General features: G+C 36.3%; 22 protein-coding genes. 8 read left to right on the plus strand and 14 right to left on the minus strand.

Annotated elements, in window-relative coordinates:
* Positions 1-388: 388 nt before the first annotated feature.
* Positions 389-1291 (plus strand): COX15/CtaA family protein, encoded by a 903-nt coding sequence (locus M3189_RS01700; protein WP_251631221.1) that lies wholly within the window; start codon positions 389-391, stop codon positions 1289-1291.
* Between the two features lie 41 nt (positions 1292-1332).
* Here the strand turns inward: M3189_RS01700 and pyc are convergent, their stop codons facing one another.
* The 3 genes from pyc to M3189_RS01715 all read right to left on the minus strand — a co-directional run bounded on the left by pyc (position 1333) and on the right by M3189_RS01715 (position 6484).
* Positions 1333-4773: a pyruvate carboxylase gene (gene pyc / locus M3189_RS01705; protein WP_251631223.1), complete on the minus strand. Its 3441-nt coding sequence runs from the start codon at positions 4771-4773 to the stop codon at positions 1333-1335.
* Between the two features lie 57 nt (positions 4774-4830).
* Positions 4831-6030 carry an FtsW/RodA/SpoVE family cell cycle protein gene (locus tag M3189_RS01710; RefSeq protein ID WP_251631225.1) on the minus strand — a complete coding sequence of 400 codons (1200 nt, stop codon included), beginning with the start codon at positions 6028-6030 and terminating at the stop codon, positions 4831-4833.
* Between the two features lie 172 nt (positions 6031-6202).
* The gene (locus M3189_RS01715; protein ID WP_095247795.1) at positions 6203-6484 is read right to left on the minus strand and encodes a YlaN family protein; all 282 of its coding nucleotides are present in this window, start codon (positions 6482-6484) and stop codon (positions 6203-6205) included.
* A gap of 173 nt (positions 6485-6657) precedes the next feature.
* On the opposite strand from M3189_RS01715, the gene M3189_RS01720 reads away from it, so the two are divergent.
* A complete protein-coding gene (locus tag M3189_RS01720; protein WP_251631227.1) occupies positions 6658-7155 on the plus strand; it encodes a peptidyl-prolyl cis-trans isomerase in 498 nt (165 codons plus the stop codon).
* 59 nt (positions 7156-7214) lie between these two features.
* Here the strand turns inward: M3189_RS01720 and M3189_RS01725 are convergent, their stop codons facing one another.
* Positions 7215-8591 carry a PhoH family protein gene (locus M3189_RS01725; RefSeq protein ID WP_251631229.1) on the minus strand — a complete coding sequence of 459 codons (1377 nt, stop codon included), beginning with the start codon at positions 8589-8591 and terminating at the stop codon, positions 7215-7217.
* 157 nt (positions 8592-8748) lie between these two features.
* Between M3189_RS01725 and M3189_RS01730 the strand changes: the two genes are divergently transcribed.
* Positions 8749-9339: a YhcN/YlaJ family sporulation lipoprotein gene (locus M3189_RS01730; protein ID WP_251631230.1), complete on the plus strand. Its 591-nt coding sequence runs from the start codon at positions 8749-8751 to the stop codon at positions 9337-9339.
* 22 nt (positions 9340-9361) lie between these two features.
* Here M3189_RS01730 and M3189_RS01735 read toward each other — a convergent pair whose 3' ends face one another.
* A complete protein-coding gene (locus M3189_RS01735; protein ID WP_251631232.1) occupies positions 9362-9817 on the minus strand; it encodes a pyridoxamine 5'-phosphate oxidase family protein in 456 nt (151 codons plus the stop codon).
* A gap of 178 nt (positions 9818-9995) precedes the next feature.
* Here M3189_RS01735 and M3189_RS01740 point away from each other — a divergent pair, with 178 nt between their 5' ends.
* Complete coding sequence (locus M3189_RS01740) at positions 9996-10196, plus strand: YlaI family protein (protein ID WP_251631234.1); 201 nt, start codon at positions 9996-9998, stop codon at positions 10194-10196.
* 38 nt (positions 10197-10234) lie between these two features.
* Here the strand turns inward: M3189_RS01740 and M3189_RS01745 are convergent, their stop codons facing one another.
* From M3189_RS01745 to typA, 3 genes are read right to left on the minus strand one after another with little or no spacing between them, the layout of a single operon-like run.
* On the minus strand, positions 10235-10531 hold the full coding sequence (locus M3189_RS01745) for a hypothetical protein (protein WP_251631236.1): 297 nt from the start codon (positions 10529-10531) through the stop codon (positions 10235-10237).
* Positions 10532-10545: 14 nt separating this feature from the next.
* On the minus strand, positions 10546-10866 hold the full coding sequence (locus tag M3189_RS01750) for a YlaH-like family protein (protein WP_251631238.1): 321 nt from the start codon (positions 10864-10866) through the stop codon (positions 10546-10548).
* A gap of 25 nt (positions 10867-10891) precedes the next feature.
* A complete protein-coding gene (gene typA / locus M3189_RS01755; RefSeq protein ID WP_251631240.1) occupies positions 10892-12730 on the minus strand; it encodes a translational GTPase TypA in 1839 nt (612 codons plus the stop codon).
* A gap of 174 nt (positions 12731-12904) precedes the next feature.
* Between typA and M3189_RS01760 the strand changes: the two genes are divergently transcribed.
* Positions 12905-13090: a YlaF family protein gene (locus M3189_RS01760; RefSeq protein ID WP_251631242.1), complete on the plus strand. Its 186-nt coding sequence runs from the start codon at positions 12905-12907 to the stop codon at positions 13088-13090.
* Between the two features lie 64 nt (positions 13091-13154).
* On the opposite strand, the gene M3189_RS01765 is transcribed toward M3189_RS01760, so the two are convergent.
* Positions 13155-13952 (minus strand): inositol monophosphatase family protein, encoded by a 798-nt coding sequence (locus tag M3189_RS01765; protein ID WP_251631244.1) that lies wholly within the window; start codon positions 13950-13952, stop codon positions 13155-13157.
* Between the two features lie 195 nt (positions 13953-14147).
* Positions 14148-14342, minus strand: coding sequence for a hypothetical protein (locus M3189_RS01770; protein WP_251631247.1), 195 nt, complete (start codon positions 14340-14342; stop codon positions 14148-14150).
* Positions 14343-14520: 178 nt separating this feature from the next.
* Here M3189_RS01770 and M3189_RS01775 point away from each other — a divergent pair, with 178 nt between their 5' ends.
* The gene (locus tag M3189_RS01775; protein ID WP_251631249.1) at positions 14521-15153 is read left to right on the plus strand and encodes a YktB family protein; all 633 of its coding nucleotides are present in this window, start codon (positions 14521-14523) and stop codon (positions 15151-15153) included.
* A gap of 34 nt (positions 15154-15187) precedes the next feature.
* Here the strand turns inward: M3189_RS01775 and M3189_RS01780 are convergent, their stop codons facing one another.
* Both M3189_RS01780 and M3189_RS01785 read right to left on the minus strand, forming a co-directional pair.
* A complete protein-coding gene (locus M3189_RS01780; protein ID WP_251631252.1) occupies positions 15188-15460 on the minus strand; it encodes a UPF0223 family protein in 273 nt (90 codons plus the stop codon).
* Between the two features lie 45 nt (positions 15461-15505).
* Positions 15506-16465: an NAD(P)H-dependent flavin oxidoreductase gene (locus M3189_RS01785; RefSeq protein WP_251631254.1), complete on the minus strand. Its 960-nt coding sequence runs from the start codon at positions 16463-16465 to the stop codon at positions 15506-15508.
* A 203-nt stretch (positions 16466-16668) separates the two neighbouring features.
* Between M3189_RS01785 and M3189_RS01790 the strand changes: the two genes are divergently transcribed.
* Complete coding sequence (locus M3189_RS01790; RefSeq protein WP_251631256.1) at positions 16669-18141, plus strand: aminotransferase class I/II-fold pyridoxal phosphate-dependent enzyme; 1473 nt, start codon at positions 16669-16671, stop codon at positions 18139-18141.
* A 48-nt stretch (positions 18142-18189) separates the two neighbouring features.
* Here the strand turns inward: M3189_RS01790 and M3189_RS01795 are convergent, their stop codons facing one another.
* Together M3189_RS01795 and M3189_RS01800 are read right to left on the minus strand one after the other, a co-directional pair.
* The gene (locus tag M3189_RS01795; RefSeq protein WP_251631258.1) at positions 18190-18312 is read right to left on the minus strand and encodes a GapA-binding peptide SR1P; all 123 of its coding nucleotides are present in this window, start codon (positions 18310-18312) and stop codon (positions 18190-18192) included.
* Positions 18313-18479: 167 nt separating this feature from the next.
* A complete protein-coding gene (locus M3189_RS01800; protein ID WP_251631260.1) occupies positions 18480-18779 on the minus strand; it encodes a DUF3055 domain-containing protein in 300 nt (99 codons plus the stop codon).
* 163 nt (positions 18780-18942) lie between these two features.
* Here M3189_RS01800 and M3189_RS01805 point away from each other — a divergent pair, with 163 nt between their 5' ends.
* Positions 18943-19377: a DUF1885 family protein gene (locus M3189_RS01805; RefSeq protein WP_251631262.1), complete on the plus strand. Its 435-nt coding sequence runs from the start codon at positions 18943-18945 to the stop codon at positions 19375-19377.
* Positions 19378-19385: the final 8 nt, after the last annotated feature.

Here is a 19385-nt window from a genome sequence, read left to right on the forward strand (position 1 = left end):
GTTATTAATAACCATTATACTACATATTAGAATCTTTAGATAATAATATACACTCTAATTTAAACAAAAACTTAATATTTTCTTTGTGTTATAGACAACGAAAGCATTTAGTAATGTTGTTATAGATAAGATTAATTTAACCTATCTTTTTATTTCTAACAGACACTTCTCTTTTAGTAATAGTTTTCACTATAATAATAGTATTAACTTAAAGTTATCTGCAATCATATTTTATAAAAAGTTATGCAAAAATTTCAGTTTTATTTCTGTTCTTTTTCCTATGTTTTCGTTATGATAAGGTAGTACTTTTATCGCTTGATATCCCAAATCATTATACTTACAAAATATTGAATAAAATTTATTAGACTTTTATTAAGAAGGTGATTGTTTGCAACGCTCTTTAAAGTGGTTAGCTGTAGCAACTACTATTGGAATGATATTAGTTTTACTTGGGGGCGCACTTGTTACAAAAACAGAATCTGGGATGGGGTGCGGAAGGTCGTGGCCATTATGTAATGGGGAGTTCGTTCCAACCGATATTACTCCTGAATTAGTTATTGAACTCGCTCACAGACTAATATCTGGCGCGCTCGGTTTTATGGTACTCATATTATCCATTTGGACATGGAAAGTAATTGGGCATATTAGGGAAACAAAATTCCTATCCTTTCTTTCTTTTTTCTTTTTACTATTGCAAGGATTAATAGGTGCAGCAGCTGTTATATGGGAACAGTCAGACTTTATCCTCGCACTGCACTTTGGTATATCACTCATTTCATTCGCAGCTGTATTTTTGCTAACTTTATTAATCTTTGAAATCGATAAAAAGTTTGATGCAGATAAAATCTATATTGATAAAAGAATGAGTTTCCATATTATCTCTATTTCTATTTACAGCTATTTTGTTATTTATACAGGTGCACTCGTTCGCCATACCAAATCAAGTTTAGTTTGTCGTGATTGGCCATTGTGTATCAATGACAATCCTTCGCTACCAACTAACCTATTTGAATGGGTGCAGATGGGACATCGTGCAGCAGCAGGCCTCATCTTTATTTGGATTGGATATGTCACTTTTCTAGCAGTAAAAAAGTATCGCCAGCAAAAAGTTATCTATTGGGGCTGGATTACTGCGTTTACTTTAGTATCTCTTCAGGTAGTATCCGGTGCTCTTGTTATTTTTACACAGTTAAATCTTTTCATCGCTTTAATGCATGCATTATTTATTACCTGTTTATTTGGTGTTCTAAGCTATTTTCTCTTTTTACTATCAAGATCACGAAAGAAATAAGAAAAAAGTTGCCAGGTATTACACTTGGCAACTTTTTTTGACTATTTATCCAATTCAAGCAGCAAATCCCCAGTTTGAATGGCTTCCTCATTTTTCACGTGAATTTCTTTTATTACACCTGAAAAAGGAGCTTGAACGGTTGTTTCCATCTTCATTGCCTCAGTGATTAGGAGATGGTCTCCCCGCTCCACTTGTTCCCCTTTCTCCACTAATACTTTGACAATTGTACCAGGCATCGTGGCCGAAATATGTGTCTCATTTTTAGGATCGGCTTTTAATCGAGTAATTACTGCTGCTTTTATACTTTCATCTTTAATATTAACCTCACGAGGCTGACCATTTAGTTCGAAATAAACGATACGTGTACCATCACTCTGAGGCTGACCAATTGAGACAAGTTTAACAATAAGTGTTTTTCCAGTTTCAATTTCTACTTCAATTTCCTCACCAAGTCTAAGACCATAAAGGAAAGTAGGTGTATCTAGAAACGATATATTTCCATATAGGTCAACCGTATTCAAATACTCTTTATAAACTTTTGGATAGAGCGCATAGGAAATCAAATCAATTTCCGATATGTTTCGTCCCAACTCTTTAGCTAACTCTTCCTTTAATTCTGAAAAATTTATCTCAGGCAGTAACTCACCAGGACGAACCTCTAAAGGTTTTTTCCCTTTTAATATTACGCTCTGCAGTTTTTCCGGGAATCCTTGATGAGGCTGACCGAGATACCCCTGAAACAATTCCACTACCGAATCTGGGAAGTCAATAGAGTCTCCATTAGTAAGGACATCAGCTTCTGATAAATTATTTTGTACCATAAAGAGTGCCATATCCCCGACGACTTTAGAAGATGGCGTAACTTTTACGATATCCCCAAACATGTGATTGACCCGGGTGTACATCTGTTTGACTTTATCCCATTGATCACCAAGCCCCACTCCCTTTGCTTGTTGTTGTAAATTACTGTATTGTCCACCTGGCATCTCATGCTGGTATACTTCTGAATGGGGTGCAACCATTCCGCTCTCAAAATCATGGTAATATTTCCTTACATCCTCCCAATAATAGGATAGCTGTTCAAGGGCATTAATATTAACATTTGGTTTCCTATCCTTACCTTCTAATGCATAATAAAGAGAATTGGCGCTTGGCTGTGAAGTAAGCCCCGCCATCGTACTTAGGGCTGTATCCACAATATCTACTCCACCGTCTATGGCACGGGCATAGGTGAAGATACCATTACCGCTTGTATCATGGGTATGAAGATGAATCGGAATATCGATTGTTGCTTTTAATTCAGATATAAGCCGGTAGGCTGCTTCAGGTTTTAATAAGCCAGCCATATCTTTTATCCCCAATATATGTGCCCCTTGATTCTCTAGTTCTTTAGCTAGTGCTTTATAATAGTTTAAGTTATATTTCACTCTAGTTGAATCTAGAATATCACCCGTATAGCAGATGGCTGCTTCAGCGATTTTCCCACTGTCACGAACAGCTTCAATAGCAATTTCCATTCCCGGTACCCAGTTTAAGCTATCAAAAACTCTGAATACATCAATGCCTTCCGCTGCAGACTTTCTAACAAATTCTCGAATGAGATTGTCCGGGTAATTTGTATAACCAACTGCGTTGGAACCGCGGATTAACATCTGAAACAAAACATTCGGAATTTTTTCGCGAAGTGACCGCAACCTTTCCCATGGATCTTCTTTTAAGAAGCGATAGGCAACATCGAAAGTTGCTCCTCCCCACATTTCAAGAGAAAACAGGTTAGGCATAAGCTTTGCTGTCGGCTCTGCAATATGCAAAATATCGGTGGTTCTTACCCTTGTTGCCAATAACGACTGATGGGCATCTCTGAAGGTAGTATCCGTTAATAATACTTTATCTTGATTCTTTACCCACTGAACAAGACCTTCTGCACCCTTTTGGTCTAAGATTTGTTTTGTTCCGTCTTGGTAAGGAAAATCATATTTCAATTTTGGTACTCGCGGTTTTGAAAACACAGGTCTTTTCTTTTTTTCAACACCTGGGAACCCATTCACCGTAACATTTCCAATATACGATAGCATTTTGGTTCCACGGTCCTTACTAGCAGGAAATACGAATAACTCTGGAGTTGAATCGATAAATGAAGTGTCATATTCTCCTCTTCTAAAATTCTCATGTCTTACAACATTCTCAAGAAAAGGGATATTGGTTTTAATTCCACGAATTCTAAACTCCCTAAGATTTCGTACCATTTTAGAGGCTGCTTGTTCAAATGTTAATGCCCATGTAGAAAGCTTCACAAGCAAAGAATCATAATAGGGTGTAATCACAGCACCTTGATAACCATTTCCTGCATCAAGACGAACACCAAAGCCCCCTCCAGAGCGATATGCCATAATTTTCCCGGTATCAGGCATAAAATTATTAAGCGGGTCTTCTGTTGTAACACGCGATTGGATTGCAAATCCGTTAATCCTAATCTCTTCTTGGGGAGGAATTCCGACAATTGGACTGTGTAAATCCTGACCTTCAGCCACTAAGATTTGCGTATGTACAATATCGATTCCTGTTACCATTTCTGTTACAGTATGTTCAACCTGAATCCTTGGATTTACTTCTATGAAATAAAAGTCCTGACCAGAAACAAGAAATTCAACTGTCCCCGCATTTAAGTAAGCTACATTCTTCATTAACTTAACTGCAGCAGCACAAATTTTCTCACGTAATGAATCGGATATTGATACACTTGGGGCTACTTCTACAACCTTTTGATGACGGCGCTGTACGGAACAATCCCGGTCATACAAATGGACGATGTTACCCTGTTTATCTCCAAATATTTGTACCTCTATATGTTTTGGCTTCTCAATTAATTTTTCCAGGTAAACTTCGTCACTTCCAAAAGCTGCTTTGGCTTCTGATTTAGCACGATCAAACGCTTCTTGCATTTCCTCCTGGTTCCTTACAATCCGCATTCCACGACCGCCGCCGCCAAGAGCTGCTTTAATAATAATCGGATAACCATGCTGGTAGGTAAACTCCTGCACTTCTTTGATGTTTTCGACAGGTCCATCGCTTCCAGGAATTACAGGTATACCTGCTAGTTCAGCTTGCTTCCTAGCTTTGACTTTATCGCCGAACATATCAAGATGACTTGATGTTGGTCCAATAAAAATAATTCCTTCTTCTTCACAACGTCTCGCAAAATGAATATTTTCTGATAAAAAACCATATCCCGGATGAATCGCATTTGCTCCGCTAAACTTAGCAATTTCAATGACTCCATCAATATCCAGGTAGGCATCGATAGGTTTCTTGCCTTCACCAATTAAGTAGGCCTCATCTGCTTTATAGCGATGATAGGCTCCAGTATCTTCCCTAGAATAGATTGCAACGGTTTTAATATTTAATTCAGTACAGGCCCTAAAAACCCGAATAGCAATTTCTCCTCTGTTTGCAACTAACACTTTATTAATTTGTCCTGTCATTTTTTGCACCCCTTAACTCGTTTTGAAAAAAGCGCAGGGAATACCATTCTCCCCGCGCTATGATCTAAATTGGTATACGTTGCTATCCTGATGATTACTTTTCTTTTCTTGGTGCTGTTGTTTATATTTATTTTCATACTTAACAAACATAGAAACATTTACTAGAATTCCTGAAGCAATAGCTAATTGCAAGAGGGAAGAGCCTCCATAGCTTACAAACGGCAGCGGCACACCTGTAAGCGGTATAACACCTGAAACACCAGCAAGGTTTATGAACGATTGTATTCCAATCATACTAGAAATCCCTATGGCCAATAAACTTCCAAATGGGTCTTTACACCGCAACCCAATATATATACCTCTTAAAACAATATATGACAACGTAAGTACCACAAAACTTACGCCCCAAATACCCAGTTCCTCTGCAATTACTGCCATTATGAAATCAGTATGGGATTCTGGTAAATAGCCAAGTTTTTGGACACTTTTTCCTAAACCTAAACCATTTACCCCACCCGAACCAATTGCAATGTATGAATTTGCTAGGTGAAAACCTGCATCCAATTCATCCTTAAATGGATTACTTAAAACCGTAAATCGCTCTATTCGTTTCTGAGAAAATATTTCACCCTTTAAGGCAATAAGGAATGGAGAGGCTAAAATAAGCCCTAGCAGAATTAACTTTGTTATATTCTTAAAGTTCATTCCAGATGAAATAATAATTGTACCTGCGATTAAACCGATGATCATTGCAGTTCCAAAGTCAGGCTGCAAAGCAATTAAACCACAAACAATAACAAGATATGCTAAGGGAGGCAGAACTCCGTGATTAAATTTATTAATATATGACTGCTTTTTTGCATAAACTGCAGACAAGTAAATGATGACAAAGATTTTCACAAACTCTGCTGGTTGCAGGCTTAATGGACCGATTTTAAACCAACTCTGAGCATTTCCAGCAACATGTCCAAAAATAAAAAGTCCCAAAAGCCCAAAGACCGAAAGAAAAACCATAGGCACTAGAAATTTTGTGCTTTTCATTATTTTATAAGGGAATAATGCAGTAAAGAAAAATACTACAGCTGCGCCTAGTAAAAATAGTCTTTGCCTGGTGTAAAAATGGTCACTTGGAACTTCATACCGTTGGACGCTTGAAGCCATACTGGCACTATATACCATTACTAATCCAAATAAAGACAAAAGAATGATTGCGATAATGAGTGAATAATCATAGGATTTAAATATTTTTTTTAACATGTAATAACTTCCTCGTTTTTAATAGTATCGTTATTGCTATTATAATAGAAAATGGAACGAATTAGTTGAGGAAAAGTTACATTACATCAATCTTTTGAATGGGAATATTCTGAAAATGGTAAAGGTTAATAAAAAACTCAAACAACACATCAACATTGTTTGAGTTTTTTAGCTATTTTCTAAGGGATGCTTCATGAAGCGCAGATAACTCTCTTTCTAATTTATCTAGAATCGCTTTCCCATCCTTGACTTCAATTAAGCCTAATCTAACCGCAAATTCTATTTCTCTTGATAACCCAAACATTTGCGTATCCAATACCTCTTCATAAAGAGGGCATTGAGGCATCGTAAGATTTTCCATTTGCACCTTAATAAGCTTTAATATTTTTTCAGCGTCTGCCTGTAACAAGGCATAGGCTTTTTCCTGATGATTCACTATCATTTCAGACGCCAACATTGATCCCCCCATTTCAGAGCGATAACCCAACTTATCTATAAATTTTACCTTTTACCACAGAAAAATGCAAGAACAATAACCCGTGGCCATATACTTCATTCGTATTCCTTATATGACATTCACTCTATTTCACGTTATACTTTAGTAGAAATGAACTGGAGGAATAAAAGATGGAAAATATAATCGTACTATCCGGAAAGGTAAGGTTCTCAATTACTCTCGATCCCACAGTTTGGATTTTTGATGATCGAAAGGTCGATTTGACTACATACTTCTCTACGTCTTTTGAACAGACAAATGAACTGGAGGAGTACACTAAATCGGTATCTAAACATTGGGACCGTGAAATCATGGAGGGTGCTGTCTATCCACCAACATTAAAAACAGAAAAGAAATATGAGAAAGAAAAGGTGTTAACAGGTAGTTTCGGTATACCTATCCTGCCTTTTTTAAAAAATGCAGAACTTGATGTAGATGCTGTTTCTTTAATTATAAAAACTACAACATCAGAACATGAAATATCTCTTGATAAGGCAAAGAATCTACTATTAGGTTTTTCAAATAGTGGTAAACCACTTTCAGAAGATGGACCTGTCCATGTTTATTTCGGTGATGGTTCTAACCTAAAACACCCGATAAAAAATGTTAGAGAATTGATCATTAAATAGTAAACAACGGGTGCCAATTTGGTACCCGTTATAGCGATTATTATCAAATTCCCCCACTGTTATAGCAAATCTGCTGCCAGCCTTGCTAATCCTGATCGCTCCCCTTTTAAAAGCTTAACATGTCCGGAAATAACTTGGTCTTTAAAACGTTCCACGACATAGGTTAGACCATTATTGTAAGCGTCTAGATATGGATGGTCTATTTGTTCAGGGTCACCCATTAAAACAATTTTACTGCCCTCGCCCACACGAGTTAAGATGGTTTTCACTTCATGCTTAGTTAAATTCTGGGCTTCGTCAATAATAATAAATTGCTTTGGCAGACTTCTTCCCCTGATATACGTTAAAGCTTCTACCTCTATCGAACCCATTCCTGCAAGAATGGCATCCAATTCCCCAGGTTTTTTAGTATTAAATAGGTATTCAAGATTATCAAATATCGGCTGCATCCATGGTCTAAGTTTTTCTTGTTTTTCACCAGGTAAATACCCTAAATCCTTACCAACTGGTACAATCGGCCTGGCTACTAATAGCTTTTTAAATTCTCTAAAGTCCTCAGTCTGCATTAATCCAGATGCCAGTGCCAGTAAGGTTTTACCTGTCCCGGCTTTTCCTATTAAGGTAATAAGCGGGATATCCTTACGAAGCAGCAGCTCAATTGCCATCGTTTGCTGCACATTTCTAGGGTGAATTCCCCATACATGTTCTTGATTAATGGCAAGTTTCTTTACCTTTTTTCTTGTTTTATCGACCATTCCTAACGCTGATGCCGAGCCTCCTAATGCATCTTTCATGATTAAGTATTGATTGGGGTAAAATGAATACTTTCCAATTTCCGATAATGGTAACTCCCCTTTTTCATAAAAGGAACCCAGCAACTCTACAGATAAAAAAACTTCCAAAAATCCGGTGTAAATATGGTCAATTTCGACCACTCTGTCACTTAAAAAGTCTTCAGCAATTAATCCAATAGCGTCTGCCTTTACTCTGACTAATGTATCTTTACTTACAAGGATAACTGGCTTTCCATTTTCCTTTTGTTGTTCTTCTGTTGATAAGTTTTTTGCAACTGCAAGGATTCGATTGTCATTTGTTTTTTCTACAAAAATTTCCTGTAATTCATGAAAAGCACGGTGATTAAGTTCAATTCTAATCGTTCCCCCATTTTCAAGAGGAATTTTTTCATGAAGCTTCCCCGCTGCTCGCAATTCATCAATTAATCTTGATACATGACGGGCATTTCTCCCAATTTCATCCATGTACCTTTTCTTTGAGTCCACTTCTTCAAGGACAACTGCAGGAATGACTACTTCATTATCTTCGAATGAGAATATGGAATACGGGTCTTGTAATAAGACATTTGTATCTAACACGTATATTTTACTCAAAGCAACGCCTCCACTTTTCCTAGTTGATTGGTTTGATAATCCGTTCATTACAAACCTATTGCTAGATAGGACTTTGGTAAAATATATGTTTGTTCGAATAAAGATAGAAGGATTTCCGCACAATAAATGTAAGTTGAGTATAACAAAATTCAGGTGGATACAAGTGAATCGGTTATACAACTCTATTTCGGAGGTGGCTTTTATCATGAAGAAGCTTTTCATATTTACTACTTTAGTATTAGTCCTAGCAGCTTGTAACAATAACAACAGTAACAATGCCCAAAATAATGAAAAGCAATCAATGATTAACGTTAAGAACAGTTATATAGAAGATGTAGACCGGAAGACGGGTCAGGAGGTTTCCAAACGTTTAGTTGAACTTGCCACAAGTATTCCAAATGTTCATGATGCTACTGCAGTTGTTATTGGCCGATATGCCATTGTTGGTATTGATGTAAATTCAAAAATTGAACGGTCTCAAGTCGGCTCAATAAAATATTCAGTTGCGGAAAGCCTTAAGGAAGACCCCTATGGTGCACGTGCGATTGTAGTGGCTGATGCAGATACAAATCAGCGACTGAAAGAAATTGCCGCAGATATTGAAAAAGGGAGACCCATCCAAGGTATAATGGAAGAGCTTGCAGACGTGGCAGGCAGACTAATGCCTGAAATCCCTGGAGATATGATCGACCCTAATCCTAAAAATGCCCCAGAAGAACCAAAGAAAAAGCTGCAGGAGAACGAGAAGAAAAGTTTAGAGGATAAACAGCAAGAAGAATCCAAACATTATAAATAAATGAAAAAAGCTTAGTCGATGACTAAGCTTTTTTCATTGCCTCCATTACCTGGGTATCTAGCCGGGCAGCGGCATTTTTATCATATGTTTTGTCATACTGTGGTTCTGAAACAATTTTTGAACCATAGAACATAACATCCCTAACCTCGTGAATCTGGATTTTAATCAATGCAAGCTTTAAAGGAACATCCTTGAGCCGTTCTTCCTTCAATGATGCTTCACCTTGTATGGAATATGTAGATTCATTAGCAATTAAATTAATAACCACTTTATTATTTTGTGTGATATTTTGAATAATTCTAGATTTATTATCTACAGCAAAATAGATCGTCTCCTCATCTTTTGCTAAAATCCAAGATATTGCGCTAACATTTGGACCACCTGTTTCAAAATCTACACTTGCTAGTGTTACAAACCTTTCTTTCTGCAGCTCATCAAATAATGGCTTAATGAGTCTTGGTTCTACTTGATTCGGCATACTTACAACCCCTTCATTCAATTCCTTACATCTTCATGTCAAAAAAACAGACATTCTAATAGTACTATTATCTGTTTTTTTCAGCAACTTAAACACAATTGATTTACTTGTTATCACATTTGCATGATATACTATAATATATGAAAAGCAAGACTAGAATGGACCCAAGAGGTGCTTTATGAGAGTAAAATGCGTAATTTGCGACAAAATTGAATCAATTGAAGATGAATCATTTATAGCTAAACGACTTCGAAATCGTCCTATCCATACATATATGTGTCAAGACTGTAGTAGTAGAATCTCCGATAAAACAAAAGCGAGAATTGATACAGGTAATTTTAGATTTTATCGAACACAGTCTGAGAAGGATGACTGGTAAAAAACATGCCAATTCCATTATGGAATTGGCATGTTTTTTTATTCATTTTCAAATGGAAAGTTGCAATATTTATCTGGCTCTTGGTTAATTTGATTAAGCATTACTTCGATAAGTTCACGAGGAAATCTCGTCTTCTTTGATGCACCCTCAAGAATGTAAGTAACATAATACATTACATCATCTGTTGTCACTTCAATATTCGTTAAATGTTGTTCATTCTTAATAATGTCATCAAAAAGATCTAACGTTTCTCTTGCTGCAGTATCATCAGGACGAGCATCGCAAACAACCTTTATCGATAACCAATTATAGAGTGCATCCTGTACCGATTTCATGTTTATATCCCCCGTTACTTTGCCTCAGCGTGCTGTTTTTTCGACTGATGTAAGCGTATTTTGTAAATGATTAAAATCAAAGCTGCTACAACTAGCCCCTCTGTTATTGGTAAAAAGATTCCGAGTGCAGTAAGAATCGTACACCCTGCGGCTAAAAAGATATAAATCAATATTGATTTTATTAACGGCAGCTTTTGCTTCTGTGCAAAGCCAAGTTTATAAACCAAAATTGATAAAGCTACAATAGTAATATAAAGCAGCCACATCCCCAATTTGGGTTGTTCAGTTACGTTATAGAGGGCTGGAAAAAAAGAAAGCCGGTCCGCTACATTCACGCATATTACCTCCCCCGAAGAGATATTAACTTAATTCTGCAACCTTTTTCTTTTTGGCCATTCTTTCACGTTCATTTTTATCTAGAATCTTCTTACGTAAACGAATGGATTCTGGTGTAACTTCACAATACTCATCATCGTTTAGGTATTCTAATGACTCTTCAAGTGTCATTATTCTTGGTTTTTTAATAACTGAAGTTTGGTCTTTGTTCGCTGAACGAATGTTTGTTGCTTGCTTTACCTTTGTGATATTAACGGTAATATCATTTTCGCGCGTGTGTTCGCCAACAATCATACCTTCGTATATTTCAGTACCAGGTTCAACGAAAATTGTACCACGGTCCTCAACATTCATAATACCATAAGTAGAAGCTTTTCCTGATTCCATTGATACTAGCACACCTTGACGTCTTCCTCCCACTTGACCTTGAACCATTGGCTGGTAGCTGTCAAATGTGTGATTAATAATTCCATACCCGCGTGTCATAGTTAAGAACTCTGTAGTATAACCAATTAATCCGCGTGCCGGAACATTAAAGATTAAGCGTACTTGACCTGATCCATTATTAATCATATCAATCATTTCGCCTTTACGGGCACCAATGGATTCCATTACAGAACCTGTATGCTCTTCTGGTACATCAATTTGTACTCTTTCAATCGGCTCACTACGAACACCATCAATTACTTTTACAATAACTTCAGGCTTTGAAACTTGAAGCTCATACCCTTCACGGCGCATGTTCTCAATTAAAATGGATAAATGAAGCTCACCACGCCCTGATACAATCCATGCATCTGGTGAATCTGTATTTTCAACACGTAAGCTTACATCTGTTTGCAACTGAGCGTGAAGTCTTTCTTCAATCTTTCTCGAAGTTAGGTATTTACCTTCTCTTCCAGCAAATGGACTGTTATTTACGACGAAAGTCATTTGTAAAGTTGGCTCATCAATTCTTAGGATTGGTAATGCTTCTTGGTGTTCTACCGGACAAACCGTTTCACCGACGTTGATATCTTCCATACCGGAAACAGCAATTAAGTCTCCAGCTACTGCTTCTTGAATCTCTTGACGCTTTAACCCAAAGAAACCAAAGATTTTTGTTACACGGAATTGTTTAACTGTACCGTCTATCTTCATTAATGAAACCTGTTGGCCAACATGCATTGTACCGCGGAAAACTCGGCCAATCCCAATTCTTCCTACATAATCATTGTAGTCCAGAAGAGCAACTTGGAATTGCAGGGGCTCTTCACGATTGTCAACTGGTGATGGAATGTTCTCAACGATTGAATCATAAAGGCATTGCATATTTTCATCCTGTTTTTCAGGATCTGTGCTGGCAGTTCCATTTATTGCAGAAGCAAAAATAACTGGGAACTCAAGCTGATCTTCATTCGCATCTAGTTCAATAAATAAATCAATAACCTCATCAATTACTTCTAAAGGACGAGCAAAATCTCGGTCAATTTTATTAACAACCACAATTGGAGTTAAATTCTGTTCTAATGCCTTTTTTAATACAAAGCGTGTTTGAGGCATTGTTCCTTCATAGGCATCCACTACTAGTAATACTCCATCAACCATTTTCATGATACGTTCAACTTCGCCACCAAAATCAGCATGACCTGGTGTATCCAGGATATTGATACGTGTATCTTTATATTGAATCGCTGTATTTTTAGCAAGAATCGTTATTCCACGTTCTCTTTCCAGATCATTTGAGTCCATTGCACGTTCTTCTACGTGCTCATTTGAACGAAATGTTCCTGATTGCTTTAATAATTGGTCAACCAAAGTTGTTTTCCCGTGGTCAACGTGTGCGATGATTGCTATATTGCGAATATCTTCTCTTAATTTCAAATGATTCACTCCTGCCTCTATTTCAAAAATTTAAGCTATTTATAGTTTCCCATTAACAACTAAAGTATTATACCACATTAATGGTGGAAAACTAAAAGCATTTTCTATAGAATAAAGCTATATTTAATTACCATAAGAATTTTTCTTATTTTTGTGACAAGGGGGATTAGCAAAATGAAGCAAATTAAATGGATTTTTGTACTTTACGCTATACTTGCAACTGTAAGTATTATGGGAATTGGTGTAGCAATTGGTGAAGAAAGTATATTAGGAATCATTGGAAGTATCATCGTATTAGTACTCGTAATGGGATTAGGATTTATAACAAAAGCTAAATTTAGAGCTAATGGAGATTTATAGGACAAGCTGCAGCGCAAAATGCAATCTAGCTCGACAAAAAAAGAAGCCTATCCAGGCTTCTTTTTTACCATTTTCCTTCTTTTAAATAATCACTTATAATGGTTTGGTGTAATCCTGGTTTTGCGACGAGGAGTGTATCTTTTGAAAGGAAATCAAGCTCTATTCCTCTCAGATTGGTTACTATACCTCCTAATTCTCCAACAATAACAGCACCTGCCGCCACATCCCAAGGTGACAGCCTCATTGAAATATAGGCATCTACTCTTCCTGTTGCTACAAAAACCATTTCAAGTGCAGCTGTACCATATGACCTTGTACCTCTTGCCTCTCTAACCAGTGGAACTAGCAGGTTATGGTCAATTCGCTGATTCTCCATTACCCAAGTTGCATTTAATGCTATGATTGATTCTTTAACTGTTATTTTATTTAATGGAGGAAGCGGGGTGTCATTCATAAAGGCCCCCTTACCACTAACAGCATGATATAATTCATTATGGGCAACATCGTAAATAATCCCAATTTTACCAATACCATTTTCATAAATACCTAAAGATATTGCAAAATTCCGCTGTTGATGAATAAAGTTCATCGTGCCATCTATCGGATCAATAATCCAAACAACACCATCAAGATTATCTACCTCATCCCCAAACCCTTCTTCACCAAATATCCTATGGTTTACGAAAGTCCTTCTGATTTTATTAATAAAAAATTGTTCAATCTCTTTATCTATATTTGTTACTAAATCATTGGGATTGGATTTGGTTTGGATATTTAGAGTCTTAGAAAAAGAATCCCTAATTTTATCCCCTGCTTCCATTACCCATTGCTTAGCTTGAAGATCAATGTATTCCCAGTCCATATTTTCCCTCCCATATTATGTAATACATACTTAGCTTAATCAAAATTAGGTAAGCATTCAACTTTTAACAGTCCTATACAATTAGGACAAAACAATAAACGAACTCTCTAATTTCCTACACAGAGTTCGTTTTATAATTTCATTATAAAAATCTTTATGTTCATTCTAAATTGTATCCCCTTTGAAAACAAATTATCAAAGAGCTTTTAGTTTTAATAACTCTTGGCGGATTTTTTCTAACTTTTGTTTACACTCCTTCATTTTTTTTTCATTTTTTTCTTCAAGAGCTTCAAATAATGTTGCCAGCTCATAATCCATTTCCAATCGTAAATATGCCATTTTTTCCTTATCGCCAACTTTTTTTAGAGAAGTATTCATTAATTGTTTCATTTTAGCTTTCTCCTTTCAACCGTTATTTAATTTTTCAGACTATTTTTAGTAATATAATATGAACCATCATGGAAGGTTGCAACAAATATGTGCGTTAACCTATATAAGCAGTTCGTTTCAAGAATTTCCGCCAGTATGCTACAATGAATGACAAATGTCAGCATACGGAGGGTTGATTATGGACTTTAAAAACTTTACGAATGAAGATTTCGATGTTTTTCAAATAGATGGATTAGAGGCAAGAATGGACGCACTTAAAGAGAGAATTCGTCCAAAATTAGAAAGCCTAGGACACAATTTTGCTCCTGTGTTAACAACATTGACTGGGGATGAACTATTTGTTCATGTAGCCAAACATGCAAGGAGGACGATTAACCCGCCTAAAGATACTTGGGTAGCATTTGCAAATAATCCACGTGGATACAAAATGCTTCCACATTTTCAAATTGGTCTATGGCATACTCATTTATTCATTTGGTTTGCTGTTATTTATGAAGCACCCCAAAAACAAGACTTTGCTAAAAGATTTATAAAAAATTTAAATAAAATTTATAAAGAAACTCCAAAAGACTTTGTTTGGTCATTAGACCATACAAAATCGGAATCGGTGCCACATGGGAATCTTTCAAAAGAAGATTTACGGAGTATGTTTGAAAGACTGGAACAGGTGAAAAAAGCAGAATTATTATGCGGATACGAAATTAAACGGGAAGATGTTCTTAAATTAACCAATGAAGAATTCCTACAGCAGGTTGATTACGTCTTTAATAAAGTTGCACCTTTCTATAAAATTGCTCTTACTATCAAATAAAAAAACTCCGAACCTTGTTCGGAGTTTTTTCTCATTACTTCATTTTAATCCTGTCACCAAGAGAGGCATCTTTGGCTTTTTTTATTGCTCGATAGGAAGAATAACCACTCATTTCTTCAAACTCACCACAAAGTGTTTTTTCTTCCGCTTTACTCGGGACGATTTCTTTAAATCTCCGGTAAATAGCCATTAGTTCATCTCGGTCAATTCCTTTTTCATATGCTTGTTCAACAGCTCCGTAGAACTTAATTACATCAACAATCTCATCTGTTGTCCAATGATAATTAATTGGGTATTGGTATTCCAAGTTGTTTTCACCTGCTTACTTTTTTTACATATATGTATAATACTCTTATTTTGCCCATTTACCACGAATTTGCTCTGCATCAGTAATCATTCGATTAAATAATTCCTTAACGGTTGGTATATCCTTAATGAGTCCCATCACTTGACCTGCCCATCCAAACCCCTCATCTTCCACTCCATCATATATATATCGTTTGTTTGCCTGTCCGCTAATATAATTTTTTAATTGTTCATAACCGCCATTTTCTTTTTCAATCTCTAAAATTTTATCTGTCCAATTATTTGAAATTACACGTGCGGGCGCCCCAAGTGTGCGTTTAATTATAACTGTATTCGCTTCACTGCCCTCAACAAGTCTATTTTTGTATAGTTCACTAGCATGTACACATTCTTTTGTAGCTATAAACCTCGTCCCCATCTCAATTCCTTCCGCTCCTAAACCAAGAGCTGCCATGAGTCCTCTGCCATCGCCAATGCCACCTGAGGCAATTACTGGGATAGAAACCGCATCAACCACTTGAGGGATCAATACCATCGTTCCTATATCATCCCGTCCAAGATGACCGCCACCTTCCTGTCCCACTACCATTACCGCATCTGCGCCTAATTCTTCAGCCTTTTCAGCCTGCCTCCTAGCAGCTACAAGAACTAACTTTTTTATCGATGTTCCTTTTAACTGTTCAAATATCGGTGCAGGATTCCCACCTGTCATAGAAATAACTGGCACGTCTTCATCAATGGCTACTTGAAGCATATCTTCAAAGGGGCGATTATGCTGTCCAATTGCATAATTTATGCCGAATGGTTTAGTTGTCAGCTCCCTGACTTTTCTAATCTCCTCCCGAAGTTGATCCGGATTATCCAGTGACATGGCAGTAATTTGACCTAGTCCACCTGCATTGGAAACAGCTGCTGCTAGTTCAGAATAGGCTAGATGGGCTAAGCCTCCTTGTATAATGGGATATTTGATATTAAGAATTTCAGTAACTCGAGTTTGCCAATTCATTAAAACCCCTCCTAATTATTGTTACCTTCATATTTCGTTACTAAAGGTTAATTTTCCTGTTTAATTGATAAACTAACGTAACACTATAAAAAGTGGTTTAATTTAGACAGAAATTTCTATGCAAGCATTGGTATTAATGCTATAATTCATTTGTTTTGTATTTAACTAAAAGCAATTTGTATATAAAGAGGTGTGGAAATAAATTGTCTCAAAACCAAACACCGTTATTTAGCGGTTTATTAGAACATGCAAAAAAAAATCCCGTTCAATTTCATATCCCTGGTCATAAAAAAGGTGTTGGAATCGATCCTGATTTTAGAAATTTCATTGGTGATAATGCCTTATCGATAGACCTTATTAATATCGGTCCACTCGACGACCTTCATCAGCCAAAAGGTATAATTAAACAAGCACAAGATTTGGCAGCTGAAGCATTTGGCGCTGATAGAACCTTTTTTTCCGTCCAAGGAACCAGCGGGGCCATTATTGCTATGATTATGGCTGTTTGTGGACCAGAGGATAAAATCATTGTCCCTAGAAATGTCCATAAATCCATTATGTCAGCGATTGTTTTCTCTGGCGCTATTCCTGTTTTTATTCATCCAGAAATTGATGAAGATTTAGGTATATCCCATGGTATAACGATTGATTCGGTCGAAAAGGCTCTTAAACAACACCCTGATGCAAAAGCGATTTTAGTGATAAACCCCACGTATTTTGGGATATCCGCAGATTTAAAGAAAATAGTGGAAATTGCTCACTCTCATAATGTACCTGTTCTTGTTGATGAAGCCCATGGGGTCCATATTCATTTTCATGACGAATTGCCTCTATCAGCTATGCAAGCAGGTGCTGATATGGCTGCAACCAGTGTCCATAAACTTGGAGGATCAATGACACAAAGCTCTATTTTAAATGTAAAAGAAGGTCTTGTTTCTGCCAAGCATGTTCAAGCAATACTTAGTATGCTGACAACCACTTCAACATCCTATTTATTACTTGCTTCCCTTGATGTAGCTCGTAAGCAGTTAGCTACTAAAGGAAAAGAACTGATTGATAAGACAATCAATTTGGCACAATCGATTCGAAAAAGAATTAATGAAATTGACCATTTGCGTTGCATTGGCGAAGAAATTTTAGGGTCAAAGGCAACATTTGATTATGATCCAACAAAATTGATTATCTCAGTAAAAGAATTAGGCTTAACAGGCTATGAGGTTGAAAAGTGGTTACGAGAAAGACATAATATTGAAGTAGAAATGTCTGACCTTTATAACATTCTTTGTATCATAACACTTGGCGATACAGATAATGAAGGAGACATTTTAGTAAAAGCTTTAAAGGAGCTGGCCGAGGAAAGAGAACATCGAAAAGAAAGACTTGAACCTATACAAGTTCTTCTTCCGGATATTCCTATTTTAGCATTAACTCCAAGAGATGCTTTTTATGCGGATACGGAGGTAATTCCTTTTGAGGAATCAGAAGGTAGAATTATTGCCGAATTTATCATGGTTTATCCCCCAGGGATCCCTATATTTATCCCAGGTGAAATCATTACGAAAGAGAATCTCCACTATATTCAGGAAAATCTTGAGGCGGGTTTACCCGTACAAGGACCTGAGGATGATGAAATAAAAAGCATACGTGTCATAAAGGAATATAAAGCTATAAAATAAAAATACAGGATTCCGATGAGGAATCCTGTTTCTATTTTAAAGTAAGATTTATCGTTCTTCTTCTGAATGGTGATTATCGCAACAATTACATCTAGAATAGAGAACTGTTACTTTTTCATCTTCGAAATGATCAATTGTTGAGTCGCAAGCCTGGCATACGATTGTACCCATTATTTTCAATCCCCTTTTCATTTTTGAATGTTCATTACATTGAAAACGTTTTATTCTTGTTAATTCAATAATAATATAACACATTGAAATTATCAAGCCTAAATTGTATGTCACATTTAATTATTTTTAACCAAAAAAGACCTATAATTAGGTCTTTTACTTTCAAATTATTCATATTGGGTAACAAATGGGATTTGCGGGAGGGTTTCACGGAAGAATTCAGCCAAATCGGCAGCTTGTTGTTTATCTGGAATCCGGAATACATTTTGAAGGTATTCAATATCTTCAATTTCTTTAGGATCGAGGAGAGTGGAACGACCTGTTTGCATGCATACAACTAGGGGTTTTCCAAAGAACATGTTTGTGTAAATAATCCCAAAATCATAACGAGTATGTTCAGTAGTAAATCCAATAAACCTGACCTTTACATTCTCATGCTCATCATAGAGCTTGTCAAATAATTCCATAATTATCCTCCTTTTATTATAATAATATTTAGAATATTATTATAATTTATTTTTTCATTTAAAACAAATGACATTTATGTGTCTTAATGTTGTCACCATGGTTTTTACAATGCTAGAATAAAGGAGATATCAAATGATCAAATGGGACATAGGGGGGATGAAGATGGCTGAAAACGCATTTGTTAAACTTGTGCCTTCATCTGCAAAGCAAACAGTTACTGTAGAGGAAGTAAAGGAACTCTTAAATTACTATAAAGATATTACTAGTAAAACAGGAAACCAAGTTGATTGGGAATATGGTGACTCTGCTTTTCCTTACGAAATTAAAGAGAAAGATGATGGAAAAGGAAAATGGTTTTACTTATATTCTACTAATGAACGCTATTACGCTATCTTGATTGGTGTTGATCAGGAAAGTATTCGTGATGAAGATGGTACTGATAGAATTCAAACCTACATACAAGTAACTCTTCCAGAACAATCCACTTTCGGTGATAAGGGCAAAGCTAATGAATTCTGCAAATTCCTTGCAAAGAAATTACAAGGAGAGCTGCACCTTTTTAATGAGAGAATCATGTATTATTATCCAAGGAAGTAAAAAAACTA

It is taken from the genome of Neobacillus niacini, assembly GCF_023715415.1.
Classification (GTDB): Bacteria; Bacillota; Bacilli; order Bacillales; family Cytobacillaceae; genus Neobacillus; species Neobacillus niacini_C.